Below are 25,484 nucleotides of genomic sequence, written 5' to 3'. Positions count from 1 at the left end.
AGCGAGGAGGGCGCGTTCGCGCCGCCCTCTCTTATTCCGCCGGCGCGTCTGTCGCGGCGTAGCGCTGGAGCAGCGGGGTCTGGGCGACGGCGAACGCCATGGTCAGCGGCATGACGCCCCAGACCTTGAAGGCGACCCAGAAATCTGTGGTCTGGGTACGCCACACCACTTCGTTGAGCACCGCGAGAGCCACGAAGAAGAACGCCCAGCGCCAGGTCAGCTTCGTCCAGCCCTCATGCGTCAGGCGGAACGCCTGATCGAACACGATGGCGAGCAGCGGCTTGCCCATGGCGAGGCCTGCGAACAGCGCCCCGGCGAACAGCAGGTTCACGATCGTCGGCTTCAGCTTGATGAACAGCTCGTCCTGAAGGAAGAGCGTCAGGCCGCCGAAGATCAGCACCACGGCGCCCGACACCAGCGGCATGATCGGCAATCGGCGCATCAGCGTCCAGGACAGGACCAGGGACACGACCGTCGCGACCATGAAGGCGGCGGTGGCGGTGAAAAGGTCGGTCCGGTTGTTCGCGATGAAGAACACCACGAGGGGTCCGAGCTCGAGCCCGAGCTTCAGGAAGGGATTGACGGCCTTGGGGGCCGCTTTCGGCGGTTGCGACGTCATGGCTTAAGCTCTGCCTCCGCCCCGCGGCGGGATCAAGGCGGAAGGAACGCCTTCGGGTTGCATTTTAAGGAGACGGCAGCCCACGCACCTTCGCGGCGGCGTCGATGAAGCCGCGCGTGGTGGCGAACAGTTCCGGCACGTCGAGCAGGAAAGCGTCGTGCCCCTTGTCGGTCGCGATTTCGACGAAGCTGACGTTCGCCGCCGCGGCGTTCAGGGCGTGCACGATCTGCCGCGCGCCTTCGGTCGGGAACAGCCAGTCCGAGGTGAAGGAGGCCACGCAGAAGCGCGTTTTCGTGCCCTGGAACGCCTTCGCCAGCACGCCGCCGTGGTCCGCCGCCAGGTCGAAATAGTCCATGGCGCGCGTCACGTAGAGGTAGCTGTTGGCGTCGAAGCGCTCGACGAAACTCGCGCCCTGGTGGCGGAGGTAGCTCTCGATCTGGAAATCGGCGTCGAAGCCGAAGGTCCGCGCGTCGCGGTCCTGCAGGTTGCGGCCGAACTTGGTCTGAAGCGCCGGTTCCGACAGATAGGTGATGTGCGCGGCCATCCGCGCGACCGCGAGCCCCTTGCGGGGGACTGCGCCCTCCATCAGGTAGCGTCCGTTCCGCCAGTCCGGATCGGCCGTGATGGCCTGCCGGCCAACCTCGTGGAAGGCGATGTTCTGGGCCGAATGCTTGGCCGCGGTCGCGATCGGCAGCGCGGCGAACACCCGGTCGGGGTAGCTCGCCGCCCATTCCAGCACCTGCATGCCGCCCATGGAGCCGCCGACCACCGCGAACAGGTCGGGAATCCCGAGATGGTCGATCAGCATGGCTTGCGCGGCCACCATGTCGCGGATTGTGACGACCGGAAGATCGAGGCCGTAGGGCTCGCCTGTCGCCGGGTTGGTCGAGGCCGGCCCGGTGGTCCCGAGGCACCCGCCGACGACGTTCGAGCAGATGACGAAGAAGCGGTCGGTGTCGACCGGCCGCCCGGGGCCCACCATCGTCGACCACCAGCCCGGCTTGCCCGTGACGGGATGGACGTTGGCGACGTGCTGGTCGCCCGTCAGCGCATGGCAGACGAGCACCGCGTTGGACCGGTCGGCGTTGAGTTCGCCATAGGTCTGGTACGCGATGTTGAGCGGCGCCAGAGCCTTGCCCGACTCCAGCGTCAACGGCCGCGCGATGCGCGCGACGAGGCTGTGGGGCGCGTCGGCTTCCGATCGCGCCGCCTCGTTCGTCGTCCGCTCCATGGTGCCGCCCAAGCGATCCTCTCGAGGCGTAGGCTTTTGTCGGGCGCGAGGTGAAGCGCCGACGCCGCCTCGTGTCAATGGCCGCGTCGGTAGAGGCTATTTGACCGCCAGCACCTGAATGATGGCCGGACCGAGAATCACGATGAAGATCACGGGCAGGAAGAAGACGATCATCGGCACCGTCAGCTTCGGAGGTAGGGCTGCCGCCTTCTTCTCCGCCTCCGCCATCCGCATGTCGCGGCTTTCCTGCCCGAGCACCCGCAGCGCCTGGCTCACGGGCGTGCCGTACTTGTCCGCCTGGATCAGCGCGGTCGCCACAGACCTCACCGATTCCAGCCCAGTGCGCATGCCGAAGTTCTCGTAGGCCAGCCGGCGATCCTGCAGATAGGACATCTCCGCCATTGTGAGCGTCAGCTCTTCCGCGAGCGGGATCGACTGGGCGCCAATTTCATCCGCGACCTTGCGGAACGCGGCTTCGACCGACATGCCCGCCTCGACGCAGATCAGCATCAGATCGAGGGCGTCGGGAAACGCCCGCTTCATCGAAGTCTGGCGCTTCTGCGTCTGGTTCCTGAGGAACAGTTCCGGCGCCTTGATGCCGAGGTAGGTGGCGAACACCACCGCGCCGAGCCGCATGAGCGGCGGCTTCCCAAGATCATTGATGAGAAAGAGGTAGCCGAGGGACACCGCCATGAAGGCGAGGGGCGCGACGAGCCGGAAAAACAGGAACGTCGTCATGGCGCCCGGACCCCGGTAGCCCGCCTGGAGCAGGCGCTCCTTGGCGTCGGCGGTGCCGAAATGCTTGGCCAGGTTCAGCTGGCTGACGATGTTCTGCATGTAGGCCTTCGGCTCGCGCTTCAGGCTTGTCCGGTCGGCGCGCGCGAGGCGTTCGCGTTCGCGCGCGCGGATCCGCGACCGCTCGATCGCGACCGATTTCATGCGTTTCTCAAGCTGGTCGCCTGCCAGTAAGGGCATGGCGAAGGTCACGACGGTCGCGACCGCCGCGATCGCCGCCAGCAGCATCGCCATGGCGTGCGGATCGTTGATGGTCCGAAAGATCTGGTCGATCACGCGCCGTTTCCGTCGTTAGAAGTCGAAGCTGATCATCTTCTTCATGACCAGCACGCCCGTCAGCATCAGGCATCCGCCGGCGACGAGGAGCACGCGGCCCAGATCGGTGGTCCACATCAGCGACATGTAGTCGGGGCTCGTCACCGAGATGATCCCGATCGTGATGATCGGAAGAGAGCCGATGATGGCGGCCGACGCTTTGGCCTCCATGCTCATCGCCTGGATCTTCGCCTTCATCTTCTTGCGGTCGCGGAGCACCCGCGCGAGGTTGCCGAGAGCGTCGGACAGGCTGCCGCCGGCCTTGGACTGGATGGCGATGACGATGCCGAGGAAGTTCGCTTCCGTCACCGGCATCCGCTCGTAGAGCTTGGCGACGGCTTCGGACAGGGGGATGCCGACGGCCTGCTCCTCGACGATCGTGCGGAACTCCGACTTCACCGGCTCCTGGGTCTCGTTGGCGACGATGCGGATGCAGTCGCCGAGCGGAAGACCGGCCTTTAGGCCGCGAAGGATAACCTCCACGGCGTTCGGCAGCTCGTTCAGGAATCGGGCGATGCGCCGCTTCCGCAGGAAGGAGAGCGCCCAGCGCGGCAAGCCGAGGCCCCCGACGAAGGCCGCGAGCAGCCCGATGCGAAGGTCGCGGGTAAGGACGAACGCTACGAAGCCGAGGACGACCGCGACGGCCGCGCTCATCACGTAGAAGCGCTCCTTCGACCAGGTCAGCCCGGCCTGCTCGATCCGCATGCTGAGGGACGGACGGTTGATGCGCTTCTGCCTCTCGTCGAGCGCCTTGAGGCTGTCGGCGACCTGCCCGCGCCGGAGGGTCTCCTGCGCCGTCTGGGCGACCACGCGCCGGCGATCGAGGCCGACGCCGGCGAGCTTCTTCCGGTCCTCCACGCGCTTTTCGCCGGAGATCAGCGGGTAGAGCAGCGCGTAGGCCGCGCCGCCGGCCGCGACGGTCGCGAGCAGGATGACGGGGAGCCGGTCCATGTCGATCATGCGCGGTCTCCGCTCGCCGGGCTCATGCGACGCGGCTTTCGTTGTTGCTCTCGGCCGCGTCGAGCGCCGCCGCGAGGCGGTTCTCCTCGCCGAAGTAGCGCGCGCGCTCCCAGAACCGGGGACGGCCGATGCCGGTCGACCGATGCCGGCCGATCAGCCGTTTGTTCGCGTCCTCTCCGAGGATGTCGTAGAGGAAGATGTCCTGGGTGATGACGACGTCGCCCTCCATCCCCATCACCTCGGTGATGTGGGTGATGCGGCGCGAGCCGTCGCGCAGGCGCGAAGCCTGCACGATGACGTCCACCGAGGTGCAGACCATCTCCTTGATGGTCTTCGACGGCAGCGTGAAGCCGCCCATGGTGATCATCGACTCCAGACGCGACAGCGCTTCGCGCGGCGAGTTCGCATGCAGCGTGCCCATGGAGCCGTCGTGGCCCGTGTTCATCGCCTGGAGCAGATCGAAGGCCTCCGGCCCGCGCACCTCGCCGACGATGATCCGCTCGGGCCGCATGCGCAGGCAGTTCTTGACGAGGTCGCGCATGCTCACCGTGCCCTCGCCTTCGAGGTTCGGGGGACGGGTCTCGAGGCGCACCACGTGCGGCTGCTGCAGCTGCAGCTCGGCCGCGTCTTCGCAGGTGATGATGCGCTCGTCCTCGTCGATGTAGCGCGTCAGGCAGTTGAGCAGAGTCGTCTTGCCGGAGCCCGTGCCGCCCGAGATCAGCACGTTGCAGCGGACGCGCCCGATGATCTTGAGGATCTCGGCGCCCTCGGGGCTGATCGAGCCGAACTTGACCAGCTGGTCGAGCGTCAGCTTGTCCTTCTTGAACTTGCGGATGGTGAGCGTCGGGCCGTCGAGCGCCAGCGGCGAGACGATGACGTTGACGCGCGAGCCGTCGGGAAGACGCGCGTCGCAGATCGGCGAGCTTTCGTCGACGCGACGGCCGACCTGGCTGACGATGCGCTGGCAGATGTTGAGAAGCTGCGAGTTGTCACGGAAGCGGATCGAGGTCTGCTGCACCTTGCCGGCGACCTCGATGTAGGTCCGCTCGGCGCCGTTGACCATAATGTCCGAGATGTCGTCGCGGGCCAGCAAGGGTTCGAGCGGGCCGTAGCCGAGGACGTCGTTGCAGATGTCGTCGAGCAGCTCCTCCTGCTCGGCGATCGACATCACGACGTTCCGGATCGCGATGATCTCGTTGACGATGTCGCGGATTTCTTCGCGCGCGCTTTCGGTGTCGAGGCGGGCGAGCTGGGCGAGGTCGATCGCCTCGATCAGGGCGCCGAAGATCCGGCTCTTGGTCTGGAAGTACTCGTCGTTGCGGCGGGTGTCGATCGGCGGCGGCGCCGCCGGGCGCGGGTCGGAGTGCGGCGACGCGGCGGGAGCGCCGATCGGCGCGACCGCGATCAACGGCGCGCCGAACTCGCTCGCCGCCGTGGATTGGCGCGCGAAGCCGGCCGTCGTGGCGGGCGTCGCCGGCGTTCCGCGTTTTCCGAACATCGTGGCGCTTCTCTCCGTCCGAGCCCGGGCTTAGCCGGCTTTCTTCCGATTGATGCGGGCCATAAGCGGCTCCAGCAGAGAGCGGTTGGCCCTCCTGGCCTCCGTCCGGCCGGTCAGGCGCTTTGCGAGCTCGACGAACATCTCGTTGGTCTTGTGGCCGGCGGCGGTCTCGGCCAGCATCTGGCCGTTGTTCGCCGCCGTGCCGAATAGCTGCGGATCGAAGGGCACGATCGCCGCCGGTTCGAGGTCGAGCGCCTTCGCGAAGTCCTGCGGCTTGATCTCCGCACGTTTCGGAACGCCGACCTGGTTCAGGATCAGCCGCGGCGGACCGTCGTTCGGCCGCGCGGCCTTCAGAAGGTCGATCAGGTTCTTCGCGTTGCGCAGGTTCGCGAGGTCCGGCGTCGCCACGATCGCCACCTCGTCGGCCGCGATCAGGGCGCGCTTCGACCAGGCGGTCCAGACATGCGGCACGTCGAGCACGGCGCAGGGCACGTTCGCCCTTAGAATGTCGAGCAGCGGGTCGAACACGTCCTCGTGGAAGTCGTAGACCCGGTCGAGGGTCGCCGGCGCGGCGAGCAGCGAGAGCTGCTCGGTGCATTTCGAGAGCAGGCGGTCGACCAGCGCGGCGTCCAGCCGGTCCGGAGCGAACACCACCTCGGCGACGCCCTGCGGCGGATCCTGATTGAAGTTCAGCCCCGCGGTGCCGAAGGCGAGGTCGAGGTCGACCACGACGCTGTCGAGCTTGATCTGGCGCGCGATCGCCCAAGACACGTTGTGCGCGATGGTCGAGGAGCCGACGCCGCCCTTAGCGCCGACGAAGGCCACGGTGCGGCCGACCGGATCGGCGCCCGGCGCGCGGAAGATCTCCGACAGCGAGCGCACCAGGTCGACCACGTCGAACGGCGGCACGAGATAGTCGCTGACGCCCTGCCGCATCAGCTCGCGGTAGAGCAGCACGTCGTTGACCTGCCCGATGACGACCACCTTGGTGCCGGGATCGCAGACGTCGGACAGGCGGTGGAGGATGTCGAGCAGGCGTTCGCGGTGGGCGTCGCCCTCGATGACGATGACATTGGGCGTGGGCGCGTTCTTGTAGGCCTCGGCCGCGGCGAGGCCGCCGCCCATCTGTACCTTGACGTGCGCCTTCTCCATCCGTCGGTCGGTCGCGGCGTGCTCGACGAGGCGCGCGATTTCGGGCGTCTCGCAGAACGCCTGGATCGAGACGCGCGGAAGCGGCGCGATGATGTCGACGGGCGCGGGCGAGGGTTCGTCGACGGCCGGTCCCAGATGCGAGGCGAGCCTGTTCATCACTTCGAGCCCCCGATGCCGCTGATGTCCGGATCTTCCTGCTTGTACTGCGTCGTCGTGTCCTCGCCGACGCGATGCTTCTGGAGCACGGTCTGGCGGCGCGCCGCGTAGACGGGGGTTTCAGCCCGCGGCCGGGCGAGGTCTTCCGGATCGGCGACCTGCGCGGCGAGGTTTTGCTGCGTGGCGCAACCGAAGTTCCAGTAGTCGCGGTTCTGCGTCGCGCCGCGGAAGTCTCCGCCGCCATGGCCGAGATCGTCCGGCCACAGCCCGCACGGATGCGGCACCTCGGCCTTCAGCTTGACGTAGCCCAGCCGGAGCGGCGCGAAATGGTCCGGCGCCTCGGCGGTGTAGCGCTGGCTGAGCACGGCGGTCGCCGGCACGCCGGCCGCCGCGAGCGTGGTGCGCACGGCGGGCAGGGCGTAGGCCGCCGCGGCGTCGCTCGCTCCCCCGCGGGGCGAAAGGATGGCGATGGGGCCGCGGCCGTTCCTGCGCCAGTCCGCGGCGAAGGCGCGGATGTCTTCTTTCTGACGCTGGGTGAGGCCTTCCCGCGTCGCTCCGACCGGCAGGTCGAGCTTGGCCTCGCCTTCTGCGAGTACGATGGGATGGCGCTGCTGGTAGGTCTGCGGGTAGTCGTCGCCGACGATCCGGTCGGCATGGCAGCCGGCGAGCGCCGCGGCCGCGGCGCCAAGACAGGCGAGCCTCGCTGCGCGGAACAGGAAAGCGTGGGGAAAGGTCATCTGCGGCGCTCCGTTGCGCGACTCACGCTCAATCGATGATGAAGCCGCCGCGGCGGTGGCTGACAGTCGAGGGGTCAATCTTGCCGGGAATCCCGTAGAGGCGGTTCAGCCGGCCGAGGAGGAGGTTGGACTGGTCGGTGGGCTCGGCGAAGCCGTCGTCCGGGGACGCGAGCTTCGTGGGCGCCGTCGCCTTGGCCAGATAGGGCGTGACGAAGATCGCGAGCTCGGTGTCGTTCTTCAGGAAGTCGTTGGAGCGGAACAGCGCTCCGAGGATCGGAAGCTTCATCAGGCCCGGCAGTCCGTTCGCGGACCGCTTGGTCTGCTGCTGGATCAGTCCCGCCATGACCAGCGAACCGCCTGACGGGATCTCGACCGTCGAGTCCGCGCGGCGAACGGTCAGACCCGGAATGACCAGCCCGTTGTCGGTGATGCCGTTGGCCGGATCCAACTCGCTGACTTCAGTTGCGATCTTCAGGCTTATCCGGCCGCTCGACAGCACCACCGGCGTGAAGTTCAGCCCAACGCCGAAGTCCTTGAACTCGACGGTGCGCGTGCAGACGCCGTCCGCAATGGAGCAGGGCCCAGGGAACGGGTACTGGCCGCCCGCCAGGAACTTCGCGCTCTCGCCCGAGATCGCGGTGAGGTTCGGCTCGGCGAGCGTCCGGATGACGCCGTTCCGCTCCATCGCCTGCAGCCGCGCCTGGAAGGTGCCGCCGTTGGCGGCGTAGGTGCCGACCAGCGCGGCCGCGGGCGCCGAGTTGTTGGCGGAGAACGGGAAATTCGTCTCGCCGTCGAAGACCGTCCCGCCGATCTTGAAATTGTTGAGGGCGTAATCGACGCCGAGCTGCTTCACGACCTCGCGTTTCATCTCGACGACGCGGACCTTGAGCAGGACCTGATCCTGCCCCTCGATCTTGAGCGCGTTCACGACCTTTTTGGGATCGGCCATGTAGCCCGCGGCGATGTCGACGGCGGTCTGCGCCTCCTGCGCGGACTTCACCGAACCGGTCACCACGACGCCGTCGCCGACGCCTTCGACACGGATGTTTCCGGCGCCGCCGAGCGAGCGGCCGATCGAGGAGCGGATGGACCCCACGTCGCGCGACACCGAGACCTCGTAGGCCGCGATCTCGCGGCCGTCCGCGTCGAGGAACATCACGTCGGTCTGCCCCGGGCCGGCCCCGATGAGGTAGGCCTTGCGGGCTGAGCGGACGACGGCGTTAGCGACCGCAGGATCCGCGACGAACACCTCCTTGGCGTCGCGCGGCAGCGTTACGACGTAGGACTTGCCGATGCCGAGGTCGATTCGGTCGCCCTGACCGCCCGGCTGCGCCTCAGCGTAGTAGGAGGGATCGGCGGCGATCGCCGCGGGACCCGTGGCGAGGGAGACGGCCGCGGTCGCGACAAGCGTGGCGCGGAGACCGCGGCGAAGCCGGACCGTGGTCGAAAGAAGGACGCTGAGCACGCTGGCGGTCATGGCGCGTCGGATCCTGGCGCTGGAAGGGGTGTCGTCGCCTAAGCGTGACGGAGGGCTCGAGGGCGGCTGAGGCTGCGGCGCGGGACGGTCGATCACCGGGCGCCCCCTTGGCTCGCTACGCCGAAGCGGACGATGGTCAGTCCGCCGCCGCGCTTGTTGAGCTCAGAGGCGACGCCGTCGCTCGGGCTCGGCCCTGAGTCGGCGAGCGAGCGGAGTGCGAGCGAGAGCGTGCCGAGCTGGCGGCTGAGCGCGAGCTGTTCGGTCTGGGCGGGGCTCAGCTCGAGAGTCGCGGTCTTGCCGACCACGACGCGCTTGCCGTCCTTGTCCTCGACGGCTTGGTCGATCGCCAGCACCCGGACGTTGGCGCCGATCGTCTCGGAGTAGGTCTCCTCGCGGCCGTTCGCGCCCTGCTGGCGGCGGGTGAGAATCACGTCGACGCGGTCGTTCGGAAGGATGAAGCCGCCGGCGCCGGTCTCGGGCGAGATTTCGATGGAGATCGCGCGCATGCCCGCCGGCAGGATCGCGGCCATGTATCCGGAGCCGTTGCCCTTGATCAGCTTGTCGGCGCGGATCGGCTCGCCGGCGACGAAAGGCGAACGAGCTATCGAGCCCGCCGTGGTCTCGATCGCCTGAGGCATCGCGGGCTTCTGCAGGAACTGCGCGTTGGCCGCGTCCTGCGGCCAGGCCTGCCAGCGCACGTCCTCCGCCTTCACGACGGAGCCGAGCGGGATATCGGCTGCGGCGACGAGCACGTCGACCGTGTTCATCGGCTTGGTGTCCGCGACCGGCGCTTCAGGCGCGTCGCGGCCGCCCCCGGCGAGCATCGCAGCTCCAAGCCCGGCGACGAGCGCGATGCCAAGCACCACAAGGCGAGCGGCTTTCATCAGGCGACCCCCATCATCGGCCCGGCGCCGCTAATCGCGGGACGAGCGTCGTTCTCGGGGATTCAACCAGCCAAACGTCAATTCGTGGTTAACAAGACGTCTTTCGGCCCAGCGCTCAGGTTAACGGCCGCTCATCACTCAGCGACCTATCGCCCTATCGATGCGAACCATGCGGTGCTCGGCAGCAGCATGAGCGTCCCGGCGGCGAGCGCCAGGCCGTAGGGCACGCCCTCGCGCGGCGAGTGCAGCTTCTTGAGGAAGCCGATCCGAGCCCACCGGTCGGGAAGCGGGGCGCTCCGGTACCGCAGCACCGCAAATGTGAGCGCGCCTCCAAAGAGCGCGAACGACACGAACCAGGACAGCAACGGCTCGAAGCCGAACCAGAGCGCGACCGCAGCCGCGAGCTTGGCGTCGCCGCCCCCGATCCAGCCGGGAATGAACAGAAGAATGCCGATCGCCAGGACAAGGACGCCCGCCGCCGCGTGCAGGGCGATCTGACTGAGATCGAGATGGCTGAGCGGCGCCGCCGCGACGAACGCGGCCACAAGAGCGAAGACGAGACGGTTGGGGATCGTCAGCGTGAGGAGATCGGACACGGCGGCCACGGCGACCAACGCCGGCAGCACCACCACCACCATCGTCTCAAGCATGACGCGCTCCGTTCTGTCTTAGCCATTCCCCACGCGAGACCATGCCCGAGCGGGCTTAACGCCGCGCGAAGACCCCCAAGAAAAAACCGCCGCCCTTGGATCAGGAACGGCGGCTTTGTCGCCCCTACGTCCGCCGGCGCATGGCCGGCGAACGCGAGGAGAGGCGTGACCCGTTCGACCGGTATTACCGGGCCTCGAGGTTGCTCTTGACGTCGTTGAACGTGGCGCCCAGCTCGTCGCCGACCAGGCCGACGGCGGTGATGATGGCGATAGCGATGCCGACAGCGATCAGGCCGTACTCAATCGCGGTGGCGCCGGACTCGTCCTTAGCGAAACGCTTGAAGAAATTCATCACGAAGACTCCTGGTCTACAGAGGTTACGACTGCTCCTGTCCCGCGTCCTCGTGTCGTCGCTGGCCCGCTGGAACAGCCTCATAAGACCACGCTCGGGTTGCGATTGAGTTAATCGCAAAAGCAACTTCGAGGTGAGTTAAATTGAAAGCACTCACGGTTAAAGCATCGTTGCGTAAAAAAGCTTGATTAACGTAAGATGAAAGTCAAAAGATAACCTCTGCGTGGGCGGTCGCTTGCGGGTTACGCGCGGCTCACCGGCAGCAACGTCAGGTGACGATGATAAAGTTTGAGGGTTCAGGCGCAGGGCGCCCGGAGAAAAACGGCGACGTTCAGAACAAGGTTAGGACTTCGTTCACCCAATTCCGCTTTCCTGACACGACCTAAGGTTGGGGAAACGACGTCATGAGCGCCCGGATGGCCGCCCGCCGCATCGCCGCTATCTGCGGTCTCATGCTTCTCGCCGCGCCGGCGGGCGCCGCGAACGACGCCATCGAGGTGACGGTCGACCGCGCGAGCGTGATCCGGTCGCCGGAAGGCACCGCGACGGTCATTGTCGGCAACCCGCTGATCGCCGACGCCACCAGCCAGCGGAACGGCGTGCTGGTCATCACCGGCAAGAGCTTCGGGACGACCAACATCATGCTCCTTGACGGTGCGGGAACCTTGCTGAGCGAGACGCTCGTGCATGTCGGCCGCGCGCAGGACGCCACGATCGTCGTCCAGCGCGGCGGCAAGCGCGAAAGCCTCGCTTGCACCCCGCGCTGCGAGCCTGTGCTCGCGATCGGCGACAGCGACGAAAGCTTCTCGGCGACGGCGAAGCAGATCGGTCAGCGCTCCGGCATGTCCGCCGGCGTGAAAGCCGAGTGAGCCAAATGAAAGACTCCGCCCGCTGGTCCGACGGCTCGGCGGTTCGCGCATGAGGCGGCGAGCCGGCGAGGCCGCGGCGCTTGCGCTCCCGATTCTAGCCCTCACGCTCGCCATGCTGGAGAGCGCCTTCGTCGCCGTGGCCGGCGGCTTGGCGCGGCTCGTCGGCTTCGGCTGAAGCGTCCCGCAGGCTCGCATAAGACCTTCGTCTGCGGTTCTCGGACACGGTTGCGAACCAAGCCCCGAAAGGTGACAAAAGCGCCCCATCCTCAAGGGGCTCGGCTTTGGCGGCCGGTCTCCTTCGCGCCACGTCAGCCGGAGCCGCTATGCCGACCGACATCGAGATCGCCCGTTCCGTCGAACTCAAGCCGATCGTCGAGATCGCGGCCAAAGTCGGCATTCCGGAAGACGCCCTGCATCTGCACGGCAAGACGATCGCCAAGATCGACGACCGCTTCATCGCCGGCCTGCCGAAGAAGCCCGGCGCCAAGCTGGTGCTGGTCACCGCGATCAATCCGACGCCCGCGGGCGAAGGCAAGACCACGACCACCGTCGGCCTCGGCGACGCGCTGAACCGCATCGGCCAGAAGGCCGTGGTCTGCCTGCGCGAGCCTTCGCTCGGCCCGGTGTTCGGCGTGAAGGGCGGCGCGGCCGGCGGCGGCTGGGCGCAGGTTCTGCCGATGGAGCAGATCAACCTGCACTTCACCGGCGACTTCCATGCGATCACCTCGGCGAACAACCTGCTCGCCGCGCTGGTCGACAATTCGCTCTACTGGGGCAACCCCCTCAACATCGACCCGCGCCGCATCGTCTTCCGCCGCGTGATCGACATGAACGACCGCACGCTGCGGAGCATCATCTCGGGCGTCGGCGCGCCGACCAACGGCTACACCCGGGAGGCCGGCTTCGACATCACGGTCGCCTCCGAGATCATGGCGATCTTCTGCCTGGCGAACGACTTGAAGGATCTTGAGGAGCGGATCGGCCGCATCGTGGTCGCCTACACCCCGGACAAGAAGCCGATCACCGCCAAGGACGTGGCGGCCGAGGGGGCGCTGTCCGTGCTGCTCCGCGACGCGCTCAGGCCGAACCTGGTGCAGTCGATCGAGGGCACGCCCGCCTTCATCCACGGCGGCCCCTTCGCCAACATCGCCCACGGCTGCAACTCGGTCATCGCCACCACCACGGGCCTCGCGCTCGCCGACTGGACGGTGACGGAGGCCGGCTTTGGCGCGGACCTGGGCGCCGAGAAGTTCCTCGACATCAAGTGCCGCAAGTCCGGCATCTCGCCGGACGCGGTGGTGATCGTCGCCACCATCCGCGCGCTCAAGATGCACGGCGGCGTGGCGAAGGCGGAGCTCACCTCCGAGAACGTCCCGGCGCTCGAGGCCGGCCTCGCCAACCTCGGACGCCACATCGAGAACATGAAGGGCTTCGGCCTCCCGGTCGTGGTGGCGATCAACCACTTCGTCTCCGACACCGAGGCCGAGGTCGAGACGCTGAAGCGCCGCGTAAAGTCGGACTTCGGCGTCGACGCGGTCGTCTGCAAGCACTGGGCCGAGGGCGGCGCCGGCGCGGAAGAGCTCGCGCGCACGCTGGTCGACCTGGTCGAGCGCGAAAAGGCGAACTTCGAGTTCCTCTACGGCGACGAGCTGCCGTTGCTCGAGAAGGTCGAGACCATCGCCAAAAAGCTCTACCGGGCCGACCGGGTGACCGCGAGCGCGGCCATCAAGAAGCAGCTCAAAGAGTGGGAGGCCGCCGGCTACGGCTCCTTCCCGGTCTGCATGGCGAAGACCCAGAGCTCGTTCTCGTCCGATCCGACTGCGATCGGCGCCCCGACCGGCCACACGCTGCCGATCCGCGAGGTGCGGCTCTCCGCCGGGGCCGGCTTCATCGTGGTGATCTGCGGCGAGCTCATGACCATGCCGGGCCTGCCGAAGGTCCCGGCCTCGGTGAACATGCGCCTGCTCGAGAACGGCGTGATCGACGGCATCGCCTGACGTTCGTCTTAGGTAGTCGCACGTAGCTCCGCTCCGCCGGCGGCGTAGCGGAGACCGGCGTAGCCTCCCTGGGTCGGTCGTGATCGCCGGGGGGCTTGCATGACACGCAGTCTTTTGGGCGCGGCGCTCGCCGCGCTCGTGTGCGGCGCGACGCCTGCGTCCGCCGTCGTGCTCTGGCAGGGCGACGCGAACGTCACCGCCGCGACCGCGGCCTGTGCGCCTGGCGTCGCGGAACGTCGCGACATCGGCGTCGGCACGCTCCTCAGGACGCTCTACCGTCCGGCCAATCTCAGCAACAACGGCGCGGACGCCCGCTTCTCCTTCGTGCACGACGGACAGGCGATCTACGCGGTGTTCCTGCCCGGCGGCGCGATCCCGAACGGCAACTACGCCTCCTTCGGCGTGCGCCATAACGGCGTGCTGATCACCAATGCGAGCGGCGCCTACCGCGCCTTCACAGTGTCGCCTGCGGCCGTCACGGCCTCGACCACCTTCGTCGAGGTGACGGGCCGGCTCACCAACTTCCTCGACATCGCCGGCTGCACGATCTCGTTCCGCGCCGCCTACGCGCCGAAGCCGTGAGGGCGGAGCCGATGAAGCGAGCCGTTCTCAGCCTCGCCGCGGTCGCAGCCTGCGCCGCCGCCGGGCAGGGCGTGGGCTCGACGCTCAACCTGTCGACCAAGACCGGCGGGATCACCCAGTGGGCCCTGTCGCCGGCGACCCTCGCCGCGACCACGCCGTCCGCGACCCTTACGGCGACGCTCGCTAACTTCTGGGCGATCACCGGCTGCACGGTCACCTTCAACGCCTACCTCATTCGGGTGAAGTCGAACGCGGCGGACGTGGTGAACTGACGTCCGCCGCCTCAGCTGCGCGCCGGCCCGCTTCGGGCCGCCGTCCACACGCCGGCGAGCACCAGCGCGAAGCCGACCGCGTGATAGGCCTGCGGGCGCTCCCCCAGCAGCAGGATGGCGAGAGCGGCCCCGAACAGCGGGATGAGATGGAAGAACGGACCGGCTCGGTTCGCGCCGATCAGCTCCACGCCGCGGTTGTAGAAGAGGTAGCCGAGCGTCGAGGGGAAGACGATGACGTAGGCGAGCGAGCCTAAGGAGACCGCGTCGAAGGACATCGTCCGGCCCTGCGCGATCTCCCAGAGGAGCGCCGGGGTGAGGAGGATGGCTGCGAGAGCCATCAGTGCCGTGAGGAGCGAGGTCTGGGCGACCTTCGGCTTGTCGCGCAGGAGCGTCGAATAGAGAGCGTAGAGCGCGATCGCGACCATGAAGATCAGGTCGCCGAGGTTGACGTCGATCCGCGCCAGCGCCCCAAGGTCGCCGCGCGTCACGATCGTCGCAACGCCTGCAAGCGAGACAACGACGCCCACGGCCTGCCGCGGTGTCAGCGCGTCGCGGTACAGCGCGAAGCTCCAGACCCCGATGACCAACGGCGTGACGGATTGGGCGAGAAGCGCGTTCAGGGCTTGGGTGTAATGCAGAGCCCAATAGGCGAGCACCGTATAGCCGGCGACGCCCAGCGCCGAGAGCCCGACCAACTGCGGCCAGCGGCTGCGCAGCGCCGGCAGGTCGCGCAGGAGATCGCGGCGCGCGACGAGCGCGAGCAGGATGAAGGCCCCCACCCAGCGCGTCCAGGTCAGCGCCACCGGCGGGATATGGTCCGCGATGAAACGCCCGAGGACGATGTTGCCGGCCCAGAACAGCGACGCCAGCGACAGCAGCAGATAGGGCCGGTCGAACGGCCGAAGACCCGTCGCTCCGGAAGCGCTCACGACTCGCGCCTCCGCGCCGGTTGTCTCAGGGGGTCTGCGTATCGCCCGCGCCCGCCGGAGGGTCAATCGGCGGTGGTCCGCTCAGGGCGCGGGGCCCGCCCCCCGCTACGACATGGAACCGAAAGACGCATGGACCTGTTCGCCCCACATACTAATGTTCTCAGCCGCGGCGACGCGCTGGCCACCCTTGGCCTGCTGCCGGCGCTCGCGTGACCCGGTGCAGTTGATGACCCCCAAGCTTTTCGAGTTGTGGCGCAAGCAGGCGGCGCTCGCCGGCGGTTTCGCCGCCATGGGCCCCTTCGCGGGCGTCGTGATGGCGCACCGCGTGACGCAGATGGTGCAGGAGGCGGGATCGCCCTCCGCCGCAGGCCTCGCCGAGGCGCAGCGCATGGTCGCCGAAAAGATGTCCGCCGCGTTCGAGGGCGGTCTGGCGGCGACGAAGGTCATGACGGCCATGGCCGGGGCGCGGGATCCGATCGCAGCGGCCGGCCTGTTTGTGGCGGCCAGCGAGGCGGCGATGCGGCCGGCGTCCCGCATGGTGCGCGCCAACGCCCGCCGGCTCACGCGGAAGAGCGACTGACGCCCCCGGGGCCCGCCTCCGCATCCCTCAAGCGGCGGAGCCCGGATCAACTGAATGGCGCATTGGCGCCTGACCTCCATGCATCCGCGATCCGCGACGAGGCCATAGGCGAACGCGTCGAAAGTCGTGTAGGGTCCGCTTCGGCACGACACCGTGAACGACGGCGCGGACACCGCGAGAGGACGCATGGGGCGGGGAACGCCTGCGCAACACGCATTCAGGACCACCCATGCGGCCAAGACGGTCACGCGGCGCTGGAACAAGGGTTGGGCGATCGTCCCCCGACGGGTTATGTTGCACCGCGTCATGACCCGTACAGCCACGTTCACAGCTCATATCGGACCTGATTTGTTCCACATCGCCCGCGCCGCCTTAGTGCCTTCGTCCCCCTCCACGACGCGCCCCCGGCGCGGCCTTGTGACGGTTTCGTCACGGCCGAGCGCTGCCGGACGGCGTTTTCGTGACGCTTGCGCGCAGGCCCTGTCATGAAAGCTCCCTTGTCGCTCGCCGTCGTCGGACGGTCGTGTCGTCTTCCGGGCGCCAACGACGTCCCCTCGTTCTGGAATATGCTGGCCGAGGGCCGTTGCGCCGTCACGGAAATCGGTGAGGATCGCTGGAGCCACGCGCGTTATCTGCATCCCCGCAAGGGCGAGCCGGGCAAGAGCTACACCTTCGCGGCGGGCGTTCTGGACGACGTGTTCGGCTTCGATCCGGCCGCCTTCGGCATCTCGCCGCGCGAGGCCGAGCAGATGGACCCGCAGCAGCGCCTCGGCCTGCAGCTGGTCTGGGAGGCGCTCGAGGACGCCGGGATTCCGCCCTCGAGCATCGCCGGCAGCGAGACTGGCGTGTTCGTCGGCGCCTCCGCGCTCGACTACGGCAACCGGGTCATCTTCGACACCGCCTCGGCCGACCCCTATTTCGCGACCGGCAACACGCTGTCGATCGTCTCGAACCGCATCTCCTACGTCTATGACCTGCACGGGCCGAGCTTCACCATCGACACGGCCTGCTCGTCGTCGCTGGTCGCGCTGAACGAAGCGGTCGTGGCCCTGCGCTCCGGACGGATCGAGCGGGCGGTGGTGCTCGGCGTCAGCATTCTCGGCAGCCCGTTCCCGTTTATCTCCTTCGCCCAGGCGACCATGCTGTCGCCGCGCGGCCGCTGCCGCGCCTTCGACGCCGGCGCAGACGGCTACGTGCGGGCCGAAGGCGGCGTGGCTCTGGTGATCGAGCGCGCCGACGTCGCCCGCGCCGCCCATCGCCCGATGCGCCTGATGATCGCGGCCTCCGGCGTGAACTCCGACGGCCGCACCGTCGGCATGTCGCTGCCGTCGTCCGACGCCCAGGTCGCGCTGCTTGAGCGGCTGTACTCCGACGCCGGGGTCCACCCCGACCGTCTCGCCTTTATCGAGGCGCACGGCACCGGCACCCGCGTCGGGGACCCGGCCGAGGCGAGCGCCGTCGGCCGCGCCTTCAAGGGCCGCACCGTCGGGCCGCTGCCGATCGGCTCGGTCAAGACCAACGTCGGCCATCTCGAGCCGGCCTCGGGCCTCGTCGGGCTGCTGAAGGTCGATCTCGCGCTTGAGAACGACCTGCTTCCGGCCTCGCTCCACCTCGAGGAGCCGAATCCCGACATTCCGTTCGACGAGCTCAACCTCCGGGTTGCGACCGAGCTTACGCCGCTGCCGCGCGGCGCCCAGGCGCGCTACTCCGGCGTGAACTCCTTCGGCTTCGGCGGCACCAACGCGCACGTGGTGGTCTACGACCCGACACCCGAGGACCGCCTTGGCCACGCCGGGCCGCGGCCAGCTCAAACCTCGGCGACCGCTCCGGTGCTGGCGCTCTCGGCGCGCTCGCGCGAGGCGCTGTCGGCGCTCGCCGGCGCCTACGCCAAATCGCTCGACGGCGCGGACGCGGCGGAAGCCCGCCGGATCGCGACCAGCGTGGCCGCGACGCGCGACCTGCTGCCCCGCCGTCTCGTGCTCGAAAGCGACGACGCCCAGAGCTGGGCCGCGACGCTCGCCGCCTTCGCCGCGACCGGCGAGGTCGCAGGCGCAGCGGCGGACCAGGCGGTCGGCCGCGAGGCGCCTGTCGCCTTCGCCTTCTCGGGCAACGGCTCGCAGTGGGCCGGCATGGGGCGGAAGCTCCACGCCCAGGATCGCGCCTTCCGCACCAGCCTCGACGAGGTCGACGCGGCGTTCGGAAAGGTCGCCGGCTGGTCGCTGCGCGAGGCGCTGTTCGCCGAGGATCTCGCGGACAAGCTCCGCCGCGCCGAGTTCGCCCAGCCGCTGCTGTTCGCGGTCCAGGTCGCCACCACTGCAGCGCTGGGCGCCGTCGGCGTGACGCCCGACGTCGTGCTCGGTCATTCGGTCGGCGAGGTCGCCGCGGCCTACGCCTCCGGCGCGCTGACGCTGGAGCAGGCGGCGGAGGTCGTGCATTCGCGCAGCCTCCACCAGGAGATCGCCTGGAAGGCCGGCGCGATGGCGGCCGTGCTGTCGCCGGCGGACGAGGTGCAGGCGCTGCTGGACTACGGAGGCTTCGAGGGCGTCGAGATCGCTGCGGTCAACAGCGCCCGCTCGATCACCGTCTCTGGCCCCGAGGCCGAAATCCGCGAACTGCAGCGTTTCGCCAAGTCCAAGCGCATCGCGGTGCGCGTTCTGGACATCGACTACCCCTTCCACACCGGCCTGATCGAGGGCGTGCGCGCGCCGCTGCTGGCCGACCTCAAGGGCTTGAAGCCGCGCGCGACGCGGCGCGCCTTCGTGTCGAGCGTGACGGGCGCGCTGGTCGAAGGATCGGCCCTTGGCGCCGACTACTGGTGGGACAACGTCCGCCAGCCGGTTCTGTTCTCCGACGCCGTCGCCGCGGCCGCGGCGCTCGGCGCCCGGATCTTCGTCGAGATCGGGCCCCGGCCGGTGCTGCAGACCTACATCTCCGACGTGCTCACCGCGGAGGAGGTCCAGGGCGGCGCGCTGTCCTGCGACGACCACGGCCCCGGCGAGCACGACCCGGTGCGCCGCACGCTCTCGCGCGTGATCGCCAAGGGCGGCCGCGTCGATCGCGACCTCGCCTTCGGACGGCTCAGCGGCCCCGCCGCGAAGCTGCCGACCTACCCCTGGCAGAACGCGCGCTTCGCGGTGTCCGTCACCGGCGAAGGCCAAGGCATCTACCACGGCTACGACCAGCACCCCCTAATCGGCGCGCGGCTCAAGGTCGACAGCGACCAGTGGACCACGCACCTCGACCCGCTGGTCGCGCCGCTTCTCGCCGACCACAAGGTCGGCGGTCGCGTGGTGGTGCCGGCCGCTGCGCTGGCCGAGATGGCGCTCGCCGCCGGCCGCGCCTGGCTGAAGACGCCGACCGTCGAGCTCTCGGACTTCGAGATTCCGCACGCGCTGACGCTCGATTCCGAGTCGCTGACGGAGGTGCGCACCCGCATCTCGCCGGAGAGTCGCACGGTCGAGATTCTCAGCCGCCCGCGCCTGCGCTCCGACGACTGGATCCTGCACGCCAGCGGGCGCGTGGCGCCGACGCCGACCAAGGTGGTCCCGGCTCCGGAGCCCGTCTCCGGCGACGGCCCGAGCTTCACCTCCGCCGCGATCTACGCCCGCTCCGAGATACACGGCCTGGGCTTTGGCCCGGCCTTCCGCGCTGTCGAGCGGGTCGACCGGCCCGCGCCGCATGCGATCCGCGTCACGCTGAAGCCGGAGGCTGATCGGGCCGGCGCGCGCGACGACCGCTACGGCCTGCATCCGGCCGACTTCGACGCCTGCTTCCACGGACTGCTGACGCTGTTCGGCGAGCACGGCGACCGGCCGGACGTGACCTACCTGCCGATGCGCTTCGGGGCGCTGCGGCTGATGAAGCCCGGCGCCGCGATCGGCGGCGCGGAGATCCGCATCCGCCGCTTCAGCCCACGGTCGATCGACGCGACCTTCACCGTGTTCGGCGTCGATGGCGAGATCGTCGCGACGCTGACCGACGCGCGCTTCCGGGCCGTCACGCTGGCGCGGCGCACGCCGCTCGAGCGGCTGTCGTACCATCCGGCCCCGGCGCTGATCGGCGCGCCGCTCGGCGGCGAGACGCCGCCGGCGCTTGAGGCCGCGGCCCTCGTCGCCCGCGCCAAGGCGCTCGGCGTCGCCGGCGACGCCGACGACCGGGCGGACGACGACCTGCTGCTGGAAGCTTTCGCTGTCGCGCTCGCCCATGAGGCCTTGGTCGCGATCTTCGGCCGTAGCCGCAGCGGCTCGGTCGCCGCGCTGATCGCCCGAAAGCGTCTGGCCGCGGGGTCGGTCCGCCTCGCCAACCGTCTTCTCGCCATCCTCGAGGAGCGCGGCCATGCCTCGCTCGACGGCGAGACCTGGACGCTCGCCGCCGCCACCGGCCTTCCGTCGGCGGTCGACATCGCCCGCACTGTGCTGGCCGACCATCCCGACCGCAGCGCCGAGGTGACGCTCGCCACACGCGCGCTGTCCCTGCTGCCGAAGACGCTGAAGCAGGGCCCGGGCGCCGGCGCGCCCTTCGGCGCCTCCACCCTCGCGCATCTCGCCGGCGGCGCGCCGCTCGTCGCGGCGGGCGTCGAGGCCGTCGCGGCGCTCGCGGCCGACACGCTGGCTGGCTGGCCGGCCGACCGGCCGCTCAGGATCCTCGAGCTCGGCGCCGGCGCGGGCGCGCTCACCCGCCGCCTGCTGCCGCTTGGCGGCGACCCGCGCGTGACCCTCGCTGTGACCGACCCCGACGCCACCGCCGCGGAGCGCCTGCGCTTCGCTTTCGCGGGCGCGCCCGGGGTTACGGTCGCCGCCTTCGATCCAGGCTCCGACGGGGACGCCCCAGGTCGGTTCGACCTGATCGTCGGCGCCGTCGGCTGGGGAGCCGCGCTGCACGACCACGAGGCGGTCCGCCGCCTCGCGGCGGCGCTCGCTGACGGCGGGCGTCTGCTGCTGGCGGCCGTCGAACCCGCCCCCTTCCTCGACGTCACGCTCGGCCTCGACCCGTCATGGTTCGACCGGTCGGCCGCCGACGCCTTCCCGGTCGGCGCGGCCCGCGCGCCCGAGGACTGGGCCGCCGACTTCGCGGACGCCCGGCTGACGGACCACGCCTTCGCGCCCGTCGCTGGCGCCCGCGCGCCGACCACGCTCGCCGTCGCCACCCGCGCCACCCGCGCGGCGGAGACGGAGGAGACCGCCGCCGGCGGCCCGGTCTCGCTGTTCGCCGAAACCGGCGAGAGCGCCCTGGCCGCGGGCCTGTCGGAGGCGATCGCGGGCGCGGGCCGCAAGGTCGCGCGGATCGTGGACGAGATTGCCGGCGACTGGGGCCAAGCCCTCGATCTCGGCCTGGGCAAGGCGGCCAAATCGGCGCCGAAGCCCGACCTCGTCGCCGTGTTCGACGCCGCGGGCCCGGACGACTCCGCGACCGCGACGGCCCGCTCCGGCCGCGTGCTCAGCCTCGTCCGCGCCGCGGCCGCTGCGGAAGCGCGGCTGTGGATCGTCGCGCCAGGCGCGCTCGGTTGGACGCTCGACAGCGGCGGCCGCACCGACCAGGCGGCCCTCGCCGGCTTCCTGCGCGTCGTGCGCAACGAGTTCCGGGGCCAGGACATCCGGCTGATCGACGTCGATCCGGCGCTCGCCGACGAAGCCGCGGCGCGCGCCGTCGCCGCCGAGATCGCCACGCCCCGCGCCGACGTCGAGATCGAGATCTCGGCTGGCGGGGTGCGCGCTCCCCGGCTGCGCCACGGCCTGCCTCCCGCTCCCGTCGGGACTGGGAGCGCGACGGCCGTCCGCGCGCAGCTCGACACCGGCCGCGAAGGCGGCCTGGACGACGTCGCGTGGCGCCCCGCGCCCATCGTGGCGCCCCAGGCCGGCGAGGTCGCGATCGACGTCGCCGCGGTCGGCCTGAACTTCCGCGACGTGATGTGGGCGCTCGGCCTGCTCCCCGAAGAGGCGCTCGAGGACGGCTTCGCCGGTCCTGGCCTCGGCATCGAGTGCTCGGGCGTGGTCACCTCGGTCGGCGCCGGCGTCACCGCCTTCGCGCCGGGCGACCGTGTCGTCACCTTCGCCTCCGGCGCCTTCGCGAGCCAGGTCACCGTGCCGGAGATCGCAGTCGCGCCGCTGCCGGAAGGCCTCGCCTTCGAAGAGGGCGCGACCATCCCGGTCTGCTTCCTCACCGCCTACTATGCGCTGGTCGAACTCGCCCGCATCAAGCGGGGCGAGTGGGTGCTGATCCATGGCGGCGCCGGCGGCGTCGGCCTGGCCGCGCTGCAGATCGCGCTCTGGCGCGGGGCCAAGGTCATCGCGACCGCCGGCTCCGACGAGAAGCGCGACCTGCTGCGCGCGCTCGGCGCCCGCCACGTGCTGTCCAGCCGCAACCTCGACTTCGTGGACGAGGCCAAGCGCCTGACGGGCGGCGAAGGCGTCGACGTCGTGCTGAACTCGCTGTTCGGCGAAGCGATGGAGCGCAGCCTCCAGACGCTGAAGCCTTTCGGCCGCTTCCTCGAGCTTGGCAAGCGCGACTACTACGCCAACAGCCGCGTCGGCCTGCGTCCGTTCCGGCGCAACATCGCCTACTTCGGCATCGACGCCGACCAGCTGCTGGTCCACCGCAAGGATCTCGGCCAAAAGCTGTTCCGCGACGTGCTGAAGCTGTTCGCGAAGGGCGTGTTCTCACCACTGCCCTACCGCGCCTTCGGGGCCGCGGAGGTGCGCGACGCGTTCCGGCTGATGCAGCAGTCTGGGCACATCGGAAAGATCGTGGTGCGCCCGCAGGCGCCCGAGGCTCTGAGCGTTCCCGAGACTGCGTCGTTCCAGGCGGCCGAGGGCGCGCATGTGCTCGTCGGCGGCCTCGGCGGCTTCGGTCTCGCGACCGCGGAGTGGCTGGTGGCCAAGGGCGCGACCAAGCTCGCGCTGATCGGCCGGTCCGGCGCGAAGGGCGAGCACGCCAAGGCCGGCGTCGCCCGTCTGGAGGCGGCCGGCGCGGAGGTGAAGGTGTTCGCCTGCGACGCGGCCGACGAGACGGCGCTGGCGAAGGCGCTCGACGAGACCCGCGCGTCGCTCGGCCCCATCGGCGGCGCTTGGCACGTCGCCATGGTGCTGGAGGATTCGCTGCTTGCGAACCTCGACGCCGCGCGCTTCGAGGCCGTGCTGCGGCCCAAGATCGACGGCGCGGCGGCGCTCGACCGGCTGACGGCGAGCGATCCGCTCGGCCAGTTCGTGGTCTACTCCTCCGCCACCACGGTCATCGGCAATCCTGGCCAGGCCAACTACGTCGCGGCCAACGCCTGGCTCGAGGCGCTGGTCCGCCGGCGCCGGGCGGCGGGCAGGCCCGGACTCGCGATCGCCTGGGGCGCGCTCGGCGACGTCGGCTATCTCGCCCGCACCGGCGAGGTGAAGGAGAAGATCCAGCGGCGGCTCGGCCACGCCACGCTTTCCGGCGCCGAGGCGCTGGAAGGGCTCGGGACCGTGCTGGCGCGCAACGACCGTCGGCCGGAGACGGCGGTCGTCGCCATCGCCCCGATCGACTGGGCGGCGGCGCGTCGCGACCTCGCCTTCCTCGCGGCGCCGACCTTCGCCGAAGTGCTGGCTGGCGCCGAACTCGGACCGCAGGACACGGTGGAACAGATCGACCTCGCCGCGCTTGTGCGCGGGAAGGACGCCCGCGAGGCGCGCGACGTTGTCTCGGAGATCCTCGCCGGCGAGGTGGCCCGCATTCTGAAGCTGCCGGCGAAGGAAATCTCGGCCCAGCGCCCGCTGGCCGAGCTTGGAATGGACTCGTTGATGGGCCTTGAGCTGCGCATGAGCGTCGAGCGACGCTTCGACATCGAACTGCCGCTTGTCGCGATCGGCGACTCCACGACCCTCACGACGATCGCTCAGTCGATCGTCTCGCGCATCCACGAGCCGGACGGCGGCGCCGACAGCGCGGCGGTCAACGCGGATCTCGTCAACCGTCACGTCTCCGATGACGTCGCGATCGAAGACCTCGCGGCCTTCGGCGCGGCGGTGGAGGAGCGCCGGTCGGCGATCGGCCGGGTGAGCGGATGAGCGAGCGGCGTGGCGTGGGCGCGCTGTCGCGCTCGGCGAAGGACGGACTGCTCAGCGCGCTGAGGCAGTCCGCCCCGAAGAAGGACGGCTCCGCGGAGGCTGCGGCGCCGCGGGCGAAACGGGCGCGGAAGGCCCAGCTCCGGTTCCAGGACCTGCCGGAGCTCAAGGACATCCGCACCCAGCAGGCGGTGGCGGAGCTGATCGGCGTCGGCACGCCCTTCTTCCGCGTGCATGACGATCGGGCGGGCGCGACCACCCACATCGACGGCCGCACCATCCTGAATTTCGCCTCCTACAATTATCTCGGCCTGAACGGACACCCGGAGGTCAGCGCCGCCGCCAAGGCGGCAATCGACCGCTATGGCACCTCAGTGTCCGCGAGCCGGCTGGTGGCGGGCGAACGCCCGATCCATCAGGAGCTCGAAGGCCGGATCGCGCGCTTCATCGGCGTCGAGGCGGCGGCGTGCTTCGTCAGCGGACACGCCACCAACGTCTCGGCCATCGGCCACCTGATGCGCCAGGGCGACCTGGTGCTCTACGACAGCCTCGCCCACAACTCGATCGTGGTCGGCGCGACGCTCTCGGGCGCGACGCGGCGGCTGTTCCCGCACAACGATCTCGACGCGCTCGAGGAAATGCTGATCGCCCACGCCCATGGCCACGCGCGGGTGCTCGTCGTCGTCGAGGGCCTCTACAGCATGGACGGCGACTTTCCGGACCTGAAGCGTCTCGTCGCGCTGCGCGAACGGTTCGGCTTCTGGCTGATGGTGGACGAAGCCCATTCGCTCGGCGTGCTGGGCAAGACCGGCCGCGGCATCGCGGAAGAGGCCGGCGTCGACCCGAACGAGGTCGACATCTGGATGGGCACGCTGTCCAAGACGCTCTCGGGCTGCGGCGGCTACATCGCGGGCTCCGCCGCGCTTTGCGACTATCTGAAGTTCTCCGCGCCCGGCTTCGTCTACTCGGTCGGCATGCCGCCGCCCGTCGCGGGCGCGGCGATCGCTTCGCTCGACGTGCTGGAGCGCGAGCCCGAGCGGGTGGCGAAGCTGCGCGCGATCGGCCAGCGCTTCGTGGAGAAGGCCAAGGCCGCGGGCCTCGACGTCGGCGCCAGCGCCGGCTTCGCGATCTCGCCGGTCATGGTGGGCGACAGCCTGCGCGCGGTGCATCTGGCCAACCGGCTGCTGGAGCGCGGCGTGAACGCGCTGCCGATCATCCATCCCGCGGTGCCCGAGCGTTCGGCCCGGCTTCGCTTCTTCTTCACCAGCGAGCATGAGCCCGCCCAGATCGACGAAGCCGTCGCCGTGACCGCCGACGAGCACGCCAAGCTCGCGGAGGCCGGTTTCGGCATCAAGATGGCGGCGGCGCTCGCCAAGGCGACCCGACCGGCCTGAACCGC

The 25,484-nt window shown here is 69.7% G+C and carries 20 protein-coding genes; 8 read left to right on the top strand and 12 right to left on the bottom strand.

Annotation, left to right across the window (positions count from 1 at the left end; translation table 11 throughout):
* Positions 1-31: 31 nt before the first annotated feature.
* From METY_RS12075 to METY_RS12025, 11 genes are all read right to left on the bottom strand, one after another.
* Complete coding sequence (locus tag METY_RS12075) at positions 32-619, bottom strand: septation protein A (protein ID WP_103121644.1); 588 nt, start codon at positions 617-619, stop codon at positions 32-34.
* 64 nt (positions 620-683) lie between these two features.
* The gene (gene metX, locus METY_RS12070; RefSeq protein ID WP_103121739.1) at positions 684-1,850 is read right to left on the bottom strand and encodes a homoserine O-acetyltransferase MetX; all 1,167 of its coding nucleotides are present in this window, start codon (positions 1,848-1,850) and stop codon (positions 684-686) included.
* 96 nt (positions 1,851-1,946) lie between these two features.
* Entirely contained in the window at positions 1,947-2,921 is a 975-nt protein-coding gene (locus tag METY_RS12065) for a type II secretion system F family protein (RefSeq protein ID WP_244593628.1), read from the bottom strand.
* A gap of 15 nt (positions 2,922-2,936) precedes the next feature.
* Positions 2,937-3,920, bottom strand: a complete 984-nt coding sequence (locus METY_RS12060; RefSeq protein WP_103121643.1) for a type II secretion system F family protein — start codon at positions 3,918-3,920, stop codon at positions 2,937-2,939.
* A 22-nt stretch (positions 3,921-3,942) separates the two neighbouring features.
* Positions 3,943-5,418 (bottom strand): CpaF family protein, encoded by a 1,476-nt coding sequence (locus METY_RS12055; protein WP_103121642.1) that lies wholly within the window; start codon positions 5,416-5,418, stop codon positions 3,943-3,945.
* A 30-nt stretch (positions 5,419-5,448) separates the two neighbouring features.
* On the bottom strand, positions 5,449-6,726 hold the full coding sequence (locus METY_RS12050; protein ID WP_200819665.1) for an AAA family ATPase: 1,278 nt from the start codon (positions 6,724-6,726) through the stop codon (positions 5,449-5,451).
* Entirely contained in the window at positions 6,726-7,463 is a 738-nt protein-coding gene (locus METY_RS12045; RefSeq protein WP_103121640.1) for a CpaD family pilus assembly protein, read from the bottom strand. Before METY_RS12045 ends, METY_RS12050 begins: the two co-directional genes overlap by 1 nt.
* A 28-nt stretch (positions 7,464-7,491) precedes the next feature.
* Positions 7,492-8,940, bottom strand: coding sequence for a type II and III secretion system protein family protein (locus METY_RS12040; RefSeq protein ID WP_103121639.1), 1,449 nt, complete (start codon positions 8,938-8,940; stop codon positions 7,492-7,494).
* Positions 8,941-9,032: 92 nt separating this feature from the next.
* Entirely contained in the window at positions 9,033-9,824 is a 792-nt protein-coding gene (gene cpaB / locus METY_RS12035; protein ID WP_103121638.1) for a Flp pilus assembly protein CpaB, read from the bottom strand.
* Positions 9,825-9,970: 146 nt separating this feature from the next.
* Positions 9,971-10,474, bottom strand: coding sequence for an A24 family peptidase (locus tag METY_RS12030; protein ID WP_103121637.1), 504 nt, complete (start codon positions 10,472-10,474; stop codon positions 9,971-9,973).
* Positions 10,475-10,658: 184 nt separating this feature from the next.
* Positions 10,659-10,829, bottom strand: coding sequence for a Flp family type IVb pilin (locus tag METY_RS12025; RefSeq protein ID WP_444849085.1), 171 nt, complete (start codon positions 10,827-10,829; stop codon positions 10,659-10,661).
* 401 nt (positions 10,830-11,230) lie between these two features.
* On the opposite strand from METY_RS12025, the gene METY_RS12020 reads away from it, so the two are divergent.
* The 5 genes from METY_RS12020 to METY_RS12005 all read left to right on the top strand — a co-directional run bounded on the left by METY_RS12020 (position 11,231) and on the right by METY_RS12005 (position 14,546).
* A complete protein-coding gene (locus METY_RS12020) occupies positions 11,231-11,695 on the top strand; it encodes a pilus assembly protein N-terminal domain-containing protein (RefSeq protein WP_103121635.1) in 465 nt (154 codons plus the stop codon).
* A gap of 49 nt (positions 11,696-11,744) precedes the next feature.
* A complete protein-coding gene (locus tag METY_RS21615) occupies positions 11,745-11,870 on the top strand; it encodes a hypothetical protein (protein WP_255400908.1) in 126 nt (41 codons plus the stop codon).
* 148 nt (positions 11,871-12,018) lie between these two features.
* A complete protein-coding gene (locus METY_RS12015) occupies positions 12,019-13,692 on the top strand; it encodes a formate--tetrahydrofolate ligase (protein ID WP_103121634.1) in 1,674 nt (557 codons plus the stop codon).
* Positions 13,693-13,791: 99 nt separating this feature from the next.
* Complete coding sequence (locus METY_RS12010) at positions 13,792-14,274, top strand: hypothetical protein (RefSeq protein WP_146035715.1); 483 nt, start codon at positions 13,792-13,794, stop codon at positions 14,272-14,274.
* An 11-nt stretch (positions 14,275-14,285) separates the two neighbouring features.
* Positions 14,286-14,546, top strand: coding sequence for a hypothetical protein (locus tag METY_RS12005; RefSeq protein WP_103121632.1), 261 nt, complete (start codon positions 14,286-14,288; stop codon positions 14,544-14,546).
* 11 nt (positions 14,547-14,557) lie between these two features.
* Here the strand turns inward: METY_RS12005 and METY_RS12000 are convergent, their stop codons facing one another.
* On the bottom strand, positions 14,558-15,475 hold the full coding sequence (locus tag METY_RS12000) for a DMT family transporter (protein ID WP_103121631.1): 918 nt from the start codon (positions 15,473-15,475) through the stop codon (positions 14,558-14,560).
* A gap of 226 nt (positions 15,476-15,701) precedes the next feature.
* On the opposite strand from METY_RS12000, the gene METY_RS11995 reads away from it, so the two are divergent.
* From METY_RS11995 to METY_RS11985, 3 genes are all read left to right on the top strand, one after another.
* Positions 15,702-16,055: a hypothetical protein gene (locus tag METY_RS11995; RefSeq protein ID WP_244593627.1), complete on the top strand. Its 354-nt coding sequence runs from the start codon at positions 15,702-15,704 to the stop codon at positions 16,053-16,055.
* Positions 16,056-16,540: 485 nt separating this feature from the next.
* The gene (locus METY_RS11990; protein ID WP_244593626.1) at positions 16,541-24,088 is read left to right on the top strand and encodes a type I polyketide synthase; all 7,548 of its coding nucleotides are present in this window, start codon (positions 16,541-16,543) and stop codon (positions 24,086-24,088) included.
* Complete coding sequence (locus METY_RS11985; RefSeq protein ID WP_103121630.1) at positions 24,085-25,479, top strand: aminotransferase class I/II-fold pyridoxal phosphate-dependent enzyme; 1,395 nt, start codon at positions 24,085-24,087, stop codon at positions 25,477-25,479. Before METY_RS11990 ends, METY_RS11985 begins: the two co-directional genes overlap by 4 nt.
* The last annotated feature ends 5 nt before the right edge of the window (positions 25,480-25,484 follow it).

Origin of the sequence: Methylopila sp. Yamaguchi (assembly GCF_002897035.1) — a bacterium.
Taxonomy (GTDB): domain Bacteria; phylum Pseudomonadota; class Alphaproteobacteria; order Rhizobiales; family Methylopilaceae; genus Methylopila.
This window is presented reverse-complemented; position numbering and strand designations above follow the sequence as displayed.